General features: G+C 36.6%; 10 protein-coding genes and 1 pseudogene. 10 read left to right on the top strand and 1 reads right to left on the bottom strand.

Annotated features, from left to right (window positions below):
• The 10 genes and pseudogenes from BLR11_RS14190 to BLR11_RS13300 all read left to right on the top strand — a co-directional run.
• A pseudogene (locus BLR11_RS14190) lies at positions 1-562 on the top strand (hypothetical protein); the annotation flags it as partial.
• Positions 563-791: 229 nt separating this feature from the next.
• The gene (locus BLR11_RS13340) at positions 792-1,679 is read left to right on the top strand and encodes a dihydrodipicolinate synthase family protein (RefSeq protein WP_091653069.1); all 888 of its coding nucleotides are present in this window, start codon (positions 792-794) and stop codon (positions 1,677-1,679) included.
• A gap of 647 nt (positions 1,680-2,326) precedes the next feature.
• Positions 2,327-3,631, top strand: a complete 1,305-nt coding sequence (locus BLR11_RS13335) for an MFS transporter (protein WP_091653067.1) — start codon at positions 2,327-2,329, stop codon at positions 3,629-3,631.
• Positions 3,632-3,781: 150 nt separating this feature from the next.
• Positions 3,782-5,185: an FAD-binding oxidoreductase gene (locus BLR11_RS13330; protein ID WP_091653064.1), complete on the top strand. Its 1,404-nt coding sequence runs from the start codon at positions 3,782-3,784 to the stop codon at positions 5,183-5,185.
• A gap of 53 nt (positions 5,186-5,238) precedes the next feature.
• Positions 5,239-5,991 carry an SDR family NAD(P)-dependent oxidoreductase gene (locus BLR11_RS13325; RefSeq protein WP_091653061.1) on the top strand — a complete coding sequence of 251 codons (753 nt, stop codon included), beginning with the start codon at positions 5,239-5,241 and terminating at the stop codon, positions 5,989-5,991.
• 85 nt (positions 5,992-6,076) lie between these two features.
• Positions 6,077-7,762, top strand: coding sequence for a dihydroxy-acid dehydratase (gene ilvD / locus BLR11_RS13320; protein ID WP_218118827.1), 1,686 nt, complete (start codon positions 6,077-6,079; stop codon positions 7,760-7,762).
• A gap of 461 nt (positions 7,763-8,223) precedes the next feature.
• On the top strand, positions 8,224-8,508 hold the full coding sequence (locus BLR11_RS13315) for a UxaA family hydrolase (protein ID WP_091653059.1): 285 nt from the start codon (positions 8,224-8,226) through the stop codon (positions 8,506-8,508).
• A 13-nt stretch (positions 8,509-8,521) separates the two neighbouring features.
• Complete coding sequence (locus BLR11_RS13310; protein WP_091653056.1) at positions 8,522-9,682, top strand: UxaA family hydrolase; 1,161 nt, start codon at positions 8,522-8,524, stop codon at positions 9,680-9,682.
• A 55-nt stretch (positions 9,683-9,737) separates the two neighbouring features.
• Positions 9,738-10,499 carry an HpcH/HpaI aldolase family protein gene (locus BLR11_RS13305; protein ID WP_091653052.1) on the top strand — a complete coding sequence of 254 codons (762 nt, stop codon included), beginning with the start codon at positions 9,738-9,740 and terminating at the stop codon, positions 10,497-10,499.
• A 41-nt stretch (positions 10,500-10,540) separates the two neighbouring features.
• Complete coding sequence (locus BLR11_RS13300; RefSeq protein WP_091653049.1) at positions 10,541-11,323, top strand: aldolase/citrate lyase family protein; 783 nt, start codon at positions 10,541-10,543, stop codon at positions 11,321-11,323.
• 302 nt (positions 11,324-11,625) lie between these two features.
• On the opposite strand, the gene BLR11_RS13295 is transcribed toward BLR11_RS13300, so the two are convergent.
• Positions 11,626-11,897, bottom strand: a 272-nt coding sequence (locus tag BLR11_RS13295; protein ID WP_176763005.1) for a transposase, incomplete at its 5' end; no start/stop codon positions are given.

Raw genomic sequence — 11,897 nt, 5'->3', positions numbered from 1 at the left:
GAAAAAAGTAATGGGGCATATTTTGATTGATGATGCCGATGTATTGATAGTCGATGAAATTGGCAAGAACATCAGCGGGGATGGGATGGATCCTAATGTATCCGGGACGCTGCCGCGGGAAACAGGGGTACCGCGGGGACAAGATGGATCGGCGCCGCGGATTGGGAATTTCCATGCCAAACGGGTGATTGTTTTGGATTTGACGGAAGAAACCCATGGCAACGCGAATGGATTAGGACTGGCAGATATTACAACGAAACGTTGTGCTGATAAAATAATCAATGAAATGGCATACCCCAATGCAATTACTTCGACTATTATAGAAATGGTGAAAACCCCGTTTATCGCGGAAACAGATAAATTGGCTATTCAGGTGGCAATTAAAACTTGTGCCGGGGCAGATAAGAAAAACCTTCGCATTATACATATCAAAAATACGATGGAAATCCAAGAAATAGAAGTATCAGAAGCATTGCTTGAAGAAGTGGATTGTAATGCCCAGTTGGAACGTATTGATGATTTGAAGGAAATGCCTTTTGATGCGCAGGGTAATTTATTTTAGTTTTATGATATAATTGGTGGATTTTTTTAAGAATTATTTTATCGAGATGACATAATTGCGGGCATGTAAGACGACAGAACAAAATATGAATAAACAAATACTTAAAATTGATGCAAAATATTTAATAAGAAGAATTAACTTAATCAACATATACACTTTCAAGTATAAAAAACTTAGATTTGAGTATTTATATAAATATATTTTGTGGCTATGTTAGGAGGAATAAATAATGAATTGTAAATATATGTGTCCTATTTTGACATCTTTTAGCGAAAATGGAAGTGTAAGTTATGATGATATGCATGCTATGTATGATCAAATTTTAGATGCAGGCATTGATGGTATTCTTGTAGGGGGAAGCTCCGGAGAATTTTATGCGTTAAACTTTGAAGAAGTACAATCTTTGATTAAAGATGCTGTTCAATATATTAATCATAAAGGTTTTGTGTTGGCAGGGACCGGACGAATGATGGAATCAGAAACAATTCATTTATCTAATTTTGCACTGGATAATGGAGCTGATGCAGTTATTGTTGTAGGTCCTTATTACACGGCGTGTAATGAAGAAGATGTTTTTCATTATTATGATCATATATTATCTGGGATATATGGAAAGGTATATATTTATAATTATATTGAAAGGACGGGATATGATGTTACAGTAAATACTATGCTGCGTTTGCTGGCCAAACATAATAATCTTGCCGGAGTAAAAGATACGCATATGATACTGCGTCATACACAGCGGTATATTCAAGAAGTAAAAAGTAAGTATCCAAATTTTCAAGTATTTACAGGATATGATAATCACTGTATTCCTGTAATTTTATCTGGCGGAGATGGCTGTATTGGCGCCTTATCTAATGTATTTCCGGAACTGGGGTGTAAGGTAGTTGAAGCATTGAAAAATGAAAATATTGCAGAATTAATTACATTGCAAAGAAGCATTGATAAATACATGAAGATGTATGAACTCCATACCCCATTTAATCCTGTAATGAAATGGGTTATGAAACAGATGGGAAAACCCATGCAGGAATATTGCAGTGAACCGCTTACCCCATTATCTGATAAGGAAAAGGAAGTATTATTTCCTATAGTTAAAGAACTTTTTTAGTAGATGTAGAGTCCCCTCTTTTATGTATAAAAGAGGGGACTCTAGTTAAACATTACATATAACTGTATTAAAATTGATCCGATTTCCACATATTTTTATTAATTAAAAGCCGGTGGGAAAAAGATAATATCATTAAAGGATAATTTATTGACATTATGAAATTGCGATATTATAATAATATTTGGATATGCGAATTAATACGCATATAAGGATGTGATTAATCAGATACTATATATGTTTTATTTATAGAAAGTGATATTTCGTTGGCATTACTAGATGAATAGATGATATATAGTTGTTGCTAATTTTATGGAGAATCAATAGAAGGCAGGGAATTGTTTTTAAAAATTAACGGTATAAACGATGAGAAATAATTGAATAGAACGGTTTCGTATAATTTGTGAACAGATATATATAATATAACAACTTAAGTTATAAATAGAACACACTGTAATATTAGAAAAATGAAGTATGAAATAGTTTCAATAGAAATTTAAAAACTAATGTTTTCCGGAAAACATATTAATATTCAGTTTTATTAGAGAACTAGTTCATGACGATTTTTACAATGAATAAAAAAATTTGTAAATATAAATCTTCAAATAGTGCTATTAAAATGGAAAATTAAATGAAGGGAAGTCTTTTTAATGAGTTCATTGACCGATAAACCTACAAGGATTCGGTGGCAAGTTTTTATTTCTATATTTATTTTGTGTTCTATTAATTATGTAGATCGCGCAGTGATATCTGTACTTATGCCTTCTATTCAGGCAGATTTACAGTTTAGTCCAGAAATGGTTGGGATTATATTAAGTGCTTTTTTCTGGGGGTATGTGTTGATGCAGATACCTTCGGGATGGCTTTGTGATAAATTTTCTCCAGGAAAGATTATTGTTGGAACGGGATGTCTTTGGGGAGCCTTTCAAATTGTTACGGGTTTTGTTACTAGCAGTACGGCATTTATTACGATCCGTTCATTATTAGGGATGTCCGAAGCACCTATCTACCCAGCGGGTGGTAAATTGCAATCTGTTTGGCTGACAAATACTGAACGTGGTAAAGGTGCAGCATTGTTGGATTCTGGATCAGCTGTTGGAAATGCTATCGGAGCTCCTCTTTGTGCCTTGTTTGTAGCATGGCTCGATGGATGGCGTGGTGCCTTAATGGCCGCCGGGGTGTTAACTATTATTGTCGTTTTGGCTTGCCGCAATTTAGTTTCTGAAACTCCTGAATCGAATCCGCATGTAAATGAAGCGGAACGTGAATATTTGCGGAAGGCGTTTGCTGAAGAAGATAGTGCTTCTTTGAATAATAATGACAGCAAAGCATCTGGTCATGTATTTGCTAAATATTTAAAATCTCGCAGTTTTTGGGGCCTATGTCTTGGTTTTGCAGCTTACGATTCTTTTTGGTATGGTCTAATGACATGGGGGGCGTTATATTTAGCAGCTACGCAGCATTTGGATATTAAAGGACTGGGATGGGCTATCTTTGTTATTTATATGATTGGAGTTGGCGGAGAATTTCTTGGAGGAACTTTAACCGATCATTGGCGTAAACAATCCAGTAAAAACAGTAATTCTGTTATGCATAAATTGTTTCCTATATTGGGGATTTGCATCGCAGTTCCGATGTACTTGCTTTGTACTGTACACAGTGTGTATTTTGCAGTATTTCTGATGTCTGTATCTATGTTCTTCGAAAAATGGTGTGGGAGCTTGTATTGGAGTTTACCCGCGATTGTTACAGATCGTCAACACAGTGGTGCCGTTAGTGGTGCAATGAATTTATGGGGAAATGTTGGCGGTGCCGTTATCCCTATTGTTGTTGGTTTTATTGTCGGAGTAACAGGAAGCTATTATTGGGCCTTGATTCTTTTTGTTGTCTTAGCTGTTTTATTGGGATTATTCCCTTTGATTATTGATTTTAATAAAAAAATAGGGGTTAATTAATAACTGATATTGTATATAAAACTCCCTATAAATATAAACATTTATAGGGAGTTTATTAATCTAATAAATAGAATTTAAAAAGAGGTAGTGTTGATAGTTTTATACTATTATATATTTAAGTTAGTAAATTTATAAAAGGAGGAATATAAGATGAAGTATAATGCAGTGACGGAAGAATTGATTGAGAAATTAAAAGGTGTTGTGGGAGATAAATATGCAACGACAGATAAGGATAAATTGGAAATCTATAAAACAGATGAAGAAGGAAATTCCATATATTTTCATTATCCAGAAGTAGTTGTATTTCCGGGTTCGACAGAAGAAGTTGCCGCTGTTGTCAAATTGGCAAACGAATATTTAGTGCCAATTACGCCGCGGTCTGCAGGAACCGGATTATCTTGCGGAGCAATTCCTATACATCATGGAATTGTCATTGAATTAGAACGCATGAATCAAATTTTAAAAATGGATGCTGAAAATTTGTATTGCATTGTACAACCGGGTGTTCGTACTGTGGATTTACAGCAAGCTGCTAAGGCAGAAGGATTATTATATGCAGGGGATCCTTGCAGTGCAGAAAGTTGTCAAATTGGCGGGAATTTAGCAACGAATGCAGGAGGGAACAAAGCCGTTAAATATGGGACAACGCGCCACCAGATTTACAGCTTGACGGTGGTAACTCCGTTGGGTGATATTGTAAAGGTAGGAAGCCGTCTTGAAAAATGCAGTACCGGGTATTGCTTGGAACAATTAATATGTGGTTCAGAAGGAACACTGGGAATTATTACCGAGGCGACGCTGAAATTGCGCGCATTGCCGCCCTATTCTTTTGATGTACTGGCAGTATTTAATAGTGATGAAAAAGCACTGTCTTTGCCGCGGAAAATATTAAAGGCAGGGATAGAACCGACCAGTATTGAGTATATGGATAATCGTTCTATTGTTATTAGCGGTGAGTTTATAAAAATAGATTTGCCATATGCTAAAAAAGGCGGAGTATATGACATTATTACGGTAGAAACATACGATGAAGATGAACTGGACAAAAAGATGGAAAAGGTAAGTATGTTGTGTGAAGAAGCGGGAGCAATAGATGTGTTAATGGCAGATGATCGAATTTGGGAAGCCCGTAAAAAATTTGCAGATGCCTGCCGTGAGCTTTGTTTGACATGGGCCAGTTCGGATTATGTTGTTCCTTTGGATAAGATTATTGATGTTACCAAGGCATTGCCAGTCCTGATGGAAAAACATGGTATTGATGGGGGCATCGTAGCACATATAGGGGACGGGAATATTCATGTTAATATTTTGAATACACAGAATCAAGGACCGGAAGACTGGGCGAATACATTGCATTCATATGATGATGATATATTTACATTGGTATATAGTTTAGGTGGTAAAATGTCTGGCGAACACGGCATTGGGTACAAGAAAAAAGATGCCTTTGAAAAATTTACGCCGGAAGGTGAAGTAAATTTGATGAAAATGCTGAAGAAAGCTTGGGATCCTAATAATATTATGAATCCATCGAAAATTATCGATGTGGAATAAAACATAAATATTTTTTGTATAATCATCTAATATAATTCAGAAGGAGGTGGGTCATGAAAGAATTTTTGAATGAGATCGTGTTAATTACAGGCGGCAGTAAAGGAATAGGAGCCGCAGCGGCGGAGAGATTTTGTCAAGAAGGAGCACATTGTATTATTGTCAGTCGACATTTAAAGGAGTGCCAAGCATATGCGGAATCCTTGAGAAATAATGGGTATTCAGCGAGTTCATTTGTTTGTGATGTTAGTAAAATATCTGAAATTAAGAATATGGTTACTTCGATTATCGACCAATTTGGAAAAATTGATGTATTGGTTAATTCGGCAGGCGTTAATATCCGAAAGTATGGAGTGGAATACAGTGAAGATGAATGGGATTATATTATTAATATTAATCTTAAAGGCGCCTATTTTTGTGCAGTTGAAGTAGGGAAACAAATGATTAAGCAAAAAAAAGGAGCAATTGTTAGTTTGGCTTCTATACAAAGTCATATAAACTTGCCGCGACTTTCTATATATGGAGTTAGTAAAGCGGGTATCCGGCAGTTTACAAAGGGGTTAGGAAATGAATGGGCGACTTTGGGAGTACGTGTTAATTGTGTTTCTCCTGCTTTTATTACAACACCTTTGGTTGAAAATGTTTTGAAATCTCCTGATTGGTTAAAAATTATTAACTCTCGGACACCGATGGGGAGACCCGGGACACCGACAGAAGTAGCAGATGCCATCTTGTTTTTGGCTTCAGATAAAGCAAGCTATATTACAGGAACGGATCTTGCTGTTGATGGAGGATGGATTGGAGGTTGATGTCTTTTCGAAACGTAGTATGTATTAACCTAAGCCAGTATGATTATATATTTTAATTTTGTATGTAAAAATGGGAGGTATTCGTGTGAATAAGCGAAGTGAAAATATTCTTGTTGGTCTTCAAAATCAATATTATAGAGCGACATATAAATCGATGGGGTTTTCTACAGACGATTTAAAACGTCCAATTATTGGCATTGCGAATGCTTGGAGTGAATGTGTGCCGGGGCATTTTAATCTGCGTCAAGTTGCTCAGCGTGTTAAAGATGGTATTTACCGTGCTGGTGGAACACCTGTTGAATTTGGTGTTATAGGCGGTTGCGATGGCTTTGCTCAAGGGCATGATGGAATGCATTATATCCTTCCGTCTAGAGAGCTGATTGCAAATTCTGTAGAATCTATGGCACAAATCAATTTATTTGATGGGTTAGTGCTGTTAGGCTCTTGTGATAAAATTGTTCCGGGCATGCTCATGGCGGCTGCTCGATTAGATATTCCCTGTATCCTACTGCCGGGCGGACCAATGGAAGGCGGAATCATGTTTGACGGACGTAAATCAGATCAAACTTCCAGTACAGAAGCGTATGGCATGTTAAGCGCAAAAAAAGTTACAGAAACAGAATATAAAACATTGGAAAACTTATCCTGTCCAACCTGTGGATCATGTTCGTATTTGGGAACTGCTAATACGATGTGCTCACTTTCGGAAGCATTAGGAATGACAGTTCCTGATGGAGGCGTTATTCCGGCATATTCAGCAGCGCGATTGTCGGTTGCAGAATATACGGGAATCAAAATCATGGAATTGGTAGAAAAAGATATTACAGCACGCAAGATTATTACAGATGACAGCATTAGAAATGCCATTAAAATTTGTTTAGCTATGAGTGGTAGTACAAATGCAGTTATGCATCTGACTGCGATTGCACGTGAGGCAGAATTGGGTATCAATGTATTAGAAGAATTTGACCAACTTTCAAGAAAAACTCCTCAATTGGCAAAAATTAATCCGGCTTCTGAATACAATATGATAGATTTTTATCAAGCTGGCGGGGTCAGCAAGTTGTTAGAAGAAATGAGTTCAATTATTGCCACAGATCAGATGACAGTTACTGCACAGACTGTAGCAGAAAATATTCAAACACATCATTATCAATATCCGGCCAATGATAAGGTTATTAAAACAATAGAAACGCCATTTGGGTATGAAGGCGGCGTAGCCGTTCTTCGTGGTAATTTAGCCCCAGATACAGGTATTACAAAGCCGGGAGCATTTGATAAAAGTTTACATCATTTTGAAGGAGAAGCCATTTGTTTTGATTCGGAAGAAGCGGCAGAAGAAGCGATATTATCGGGTAAAATTCACGATGGAAACGTTGTCGTTATCCGCTATGAAGGGCCTAAAGGCGGACCTGGCATGAGAGAAATGTATAAGGCGATGAAATATTTGTATGGCCGTGGATTATCAAAAACGACTGCCCTTATTACCGATGGACGGTTTAGTGGTACCAATAATGGCTGTTTTGTTGGACATATTTCTCCGGAAGCTGCAGAAGGCGGTACTATTGCCATTGTGCAAGATGGTGATCGTATCGAAATTGATATAGAAAAAAGAAGTTTAAACTTGTTAGTTAGTGATGAAGAAATTCAATGCCGCTTAAAACAATGGAAAAGACCAGAACCTAAATTTAAACGTGGATATTTAGGCTTATATTGTAAAATTGCTGCCTCTGGTTCGGAAGGGGCCGTTATGAAATACGATAAATTATAAGAGAAATACTTTTGATTTGACGAACTATCTCATGAGCAGTTTTCATTTAATATAGTATAAAATATTGAATGAAAGCTGCCTTAAGGAGGTAGTACCTTATGTGAATGAAAATGGGATATATACTAAATAAATATGTTATTGCTAGGTATTGAATTTAGTGAAGTATTTGAAGATTAGCAATATATCTATTAAATTTAGCAATGTCTTTGCTGATGAGAATGCAAAACAGCATTGTATGGGAGAGACTGAACAGTAATGCTTTTTTGAATTTATTCAAGATAAATAACATAAATAATAATGATTTAGATATATTTATTTTATTATGTTATATATATGGGTATATGAAGTTGGCATAGACTATTTTGTACAGTTGACATTTATATAAATACAACGTAGTATATAAATAACGCTGATTCGTAAATACGTTTAAAAACTAATATAAGAACAAGAGGCGATAAAATATGGTAAGTGCAATGATTATTGATGCGGCAGATAATGTGGGAGTAGCAATTGAGTCTATAAAAAAGGGAGATACTATTTCTTATTTAGATATGACAAAAAAGCAAGTAGATATAAAGGCAGCAGAAGATATTTCTATATATCATAAATTTGCACTTTGTAATATTCCGCAGGGACAACCTGTTGTTAAATATGGACAACATATTGGCGTTGCGGCTGCGGATATTAAGCAGGGTGAACATGTCCATGAACATAATGTAAAAAGTGTACGGGAAAATTTAGGTTAAGGAGGAATATATAATGAATTTTTATGGATATAAGCGTCCAGATGGTCGTTTTGGTATTAGAAACCACGTATTAATTTTACCTGCTAGTGTTTGTGCTTCGGATACTACGAGAATTATTTCTCAACAAGTAAAAGGGACGGTAACTTTTAACAATCAAAATGGGTGTTCACAAGTACCTCCAGATCAACAACTGACAATGGATGTTATGGCGGGTTTTGCAGCTAATCCGAATATTTATGGTACTGTTGTTGTTTCATTAGGCTGTGAAAATTGTCAGATGGATCTTGTAGTGGAAGCTATTAAGGAAAGAACGAATAAACCGCTTCAGCAAGTTGTTATTCAAGAAGCAGGTGGAACAGTAAAGGCTATTGAAAAAGCTGTGCGTTATGCCAAAATAATGGTTCAGGATGCCAGCATGGTACAACGGGAAGAATGCGATATATCAAAGTTGATTGTTGGTACTGAATGTGGTGGTTCTGATCCTACATCTGGATTAGCGGCGAATCCAGTCGTTGGAGAACTTAGTGATTGTTTGGTTGATTTGGGTGCTACATCTATTTTGAGTGAAACGACAGAATTTATTGGAGCAGAACATATTTTAGCTAAACGCGGTAAAAATGAAGAAGTAAAACAACGGATATTAGAAATTGTACATCGATATGAAAAAGCACTGCGTCTTGTGGGTGAAGAAGTACGGGATGGGAATCCGTCTCCGGGGAATAAAGCCGGGGGATTGACTACACTGGAAGAAAAATCTTTAGGCTGTATTCATAAAGGGGGGCATCGTCCTATCGATGCAGTATATGATTATGCAAAACAAGTTACTGATACAGGATTAGTCATCATGGATACCCCAGGCAATGATCCTTCTTCGGTAGCGGCAATGGTTGCCGGCGGAGCACAGATTGTTGTTTTTACAACGGGAAGAGGAACGCCAACTGGGAATCCTATAGTCCCGGTAATAAAAATTACTGGGAATAAGTTAACATATGCCAATATGGAAGATAATATTGATTTTGATGCCAGTCCGGTTATTTATGGTACGAAAACTATGAATGAATTGGGACAGGAGCTTTTTGAAATGGTAATGGAAACCGTTAATGGAAAAATGACAAAAGCGGAATCCTTGGGGTATATGGAAATTGCTATTGCCCGAGTGTGCAACTATGTCTGATTTTGTTTTTTAAAATAAATTTACATATATATTAAAATTATAGGAGGCGCTTATTATGAGTAATTTTAAAGAACGTTTAAAAAACGGAGATCAACTTTTAGGACCTTTTTTAAATCTGAATTATCCGGCGATCATTGAAATGGCAGGTTTGGCAGGTTTTGATTTTGCTATAATTGATAATGAACATGGAGAAATTCCGATAGAAAGTGCTATTAATTTAGTACGTGCTGCTAAAGCGGCAGGTATTACATCTATTGTCCGTGTGTATGAAAATAATCCGGAGTTGATTGGAAAAGCATTGGATATGGGTGCTGATGGAGTACAAATTCCAAATGTTGGTTCAAAAGAAGCTGCGGAAAAGGCGGTTAAGGCTGCTAAGTTTGCTCCTTTTGGTGAAAGAGGATGTAATCGTTATGTGCGTGGCGGAAAATATTCTGCAATGGACAGAACGGAGTTTTTTGGTAAATCTAACGAAAGAACGTCAGTAATTCTTCAAGTCGAAGGACAAGATGGGGTTGCCAGTCTCCCTGAAATTTTGAAAGTAAAGGGAATTGATGTTCTTTTTGTAGGACCCTATGATTTGTCTGCATCTTTAGGCATTCCGGGGCAGGTCGAACATCCTAAGGTGATTGCCCAAATGGAAGAAATTATGGAACAAGCAAAACAGGTGGGTGTTGCTATCGGTTATTTTGTTGATGATATTGAAACTGCAATAAAATGGAAAAAGAGAGGCGTTCAATATATCTCGTTTGCTTGTGATGCTAATTTACTATATGACGCATTCAAAAAATCGACAACGCTCTTTCAGAATAGCTAATTGAAAAATTTAATTAGCTTACTTTGGAGATGAATAAATATATGACAGAGTTAAATAAAGAAATATTATACAATCCGTTTAAACATGCTATTAAAAATCATCAATTGCAATTAGGATTATGGATGGACAGCGCCACTGCTGTAATGGCTGAAATTGCGGCTACGGCAGGATATGATTGGTTGCTTTTTGATGGTGAGCATGGACCCAATACAGTACAAAATATTTATGGACAACTTCAGGCTATAGAACCATATCATAGTCATGCTATCGTGAGACCTTTAGAAGGAACACGTGCCAATATTAAACAGTTATTGGATTTAGGTGCACAAACTTTATTGGTTCCCATGGTTGAATCAGGGGAACAGGCAGAAAATATTTATAAATCTATGTGTTATGCACCTAAGGGATATCGCGGAGTAGGAGCTAGTGTCGCCAGGGCGGGACGATGGAATCGCTTACCTGACTACATGGAATATTGTCAAGAAAATTTATGCCTTTTGGTACAAGTAGAAAGTCGCAAGGGTGTTGAAAATCTTGATGACATCGTTAAGACTCCGGGTGTAGATGGTGTTTTCTTTGGCCCGGCCGATTTATCGACAGACATGGGATATTTGGGCAATGCGAATGCTCCGGAAGTTATGGAAACTATGGAATATTGTGTTAGACGTACAACAGAATTGGGTAAAGCAGCAGGAACAATCGCGTCCGATGTAAATGTGGCCAAGACATTTATTCAGTGGGGTGCTACTTTTGTAGCGATTGGGGCTGATATACTTTTGTATAATGAAGCGCTGGATCATTGTTTAGCTCAATTTAGAAAATAATGTTACTTTTTATGGAATAGCTTTTAAAAATTATTGCTGGCTATATGCTGTAATTTTAAGGGTTGGATTGAATTTTAAGTTAATATAGTCTTAAACGGAACCTCCAATTATTTTGGATGTTCCGTTTTTTAGTAAATAATCAAAATAAACTATTTTATCCGGAAAAAGAAAAAAATTTTAGTCGAAAATGATTCTATTACAATAAAATAGAGTAGTTTTCCTCTGCGTGTATTTATAATAAGGGCGTATTTATTAGATAGTGTCAAGCAATGTTCGCAAAAACCATCAATCTCCGAATGGGATTAAGCAGTCTTTGCTAATTGAAGTTGAAGCTCGGTAATAATTTTAGGGTTAATGTAAGAACGCCCGCTGGACCAATCTTCGCTGTACTCAATGAGATAGCTTGTGACAAGCCGGACGTATGAATCCATACTGGGGAAAATTCCAACTACTCTCGTCCGGCGCCGGATTTCCCTATTTAATCGTTCCAGTAGATTTGTAGATGAGATTTTTCTAGCATCAATTTCTTGGAAACTGAAAAATTGAAGCGATTCTTCGAGGCCCTCTTCTAACA

It is taken from the genome of Megasphaera paucivorans, assembly GCF_900103535.1.
GTDB classification, from domain to species: domain Bacteria; phylum Bacillota; class Negativicutes; order Veillonellales; family Megasphaeraceae; genus Megasphaera_A; species Megasphaera_A paucivorans.
The sequence above is the reverse complement of the archived record's forward strand: the minus strand, read 5'-3'. Positions and strand labels throughout refer to the sequence as shown.